This is a genomic window from Neisseria sp. P0021.S006, assembly GCF_051956895.1.
On sequence record NZ_JBQCWZ010000796.1, the window covers coordinates 1 to 655 of the forward strand.

1 pseudogene is annotated in these 655 nt (G+C 53.3%); it reads right to left on the bottom strand.

Going from position 1 to position 655, the window contains the following annotated elements:
• Window positions 1-54: 54 nt before the first annotated feature.
• Window positions 55-655 (bottom strand): annotated as a pseudogene (locus ACTHUM_RS17155) (hypothetical protein); the annotation flags it as partial.

The window sequence follows — 655 nt, forward strand, 5'->3', positions numbered from 1 at the left end:
AATGAGAAAATCCGCAACAGTCTGGCTGTATTGGCCGGCCGTGTACCGGGTGTGTTAGATGGACAGGTTCCGGAGAAAATGGCGGCTGTGCCTTTGTTGTCGGTTGGTTGTGTTGGGGCGGGTTTGTTGGTGGTTCGTTCTGGTGTTGTGGTGTGGGGGGTTTTGTTTGGGGGGGTTGTTGGGGGTGTGGGGGGGTGTTTTGGTGTTGTTGGGGTGGTGGGTGGGTTTGGTGTGGGTTTTGTTTTTGTTGTGTGGGGTTTGGGGGTTTGTGGTGTTGGTGGGGTTTTTGGTGGGGGGTGGTTTGGTGGGGTGGTGTGGGTTTGTTTTGTGTTTTGTGTTGGGGTGTTTGGGTGGGTTGTGTGTGGTTTTGGGGGAGGTTGTTGGTTTGGTTTTGGTGTGTTTGGTAGGGTGTTTTTTGGTGGTTTTTTTTGTTTTGTTGGGTTTTGTCTGTGTGGGGGCGTTGTTTGTTTTGTTGTTGGGTTTGGTTGGGTTGTCTGAGTGCAGGCGTTGGTCTTCGTCGTCCAGGTGTTTGTTCGGGAGTTTGGTTGGGCTCGGGTTGGTGGTGTTGGTTTGGCGGTGTGGGGTGGTGCTGTTGGTTGTGTTGGTGGGGTGTTCTGGGGGTGTTTTGGTGAGGTCGGTGGGGATGGATGTGGTT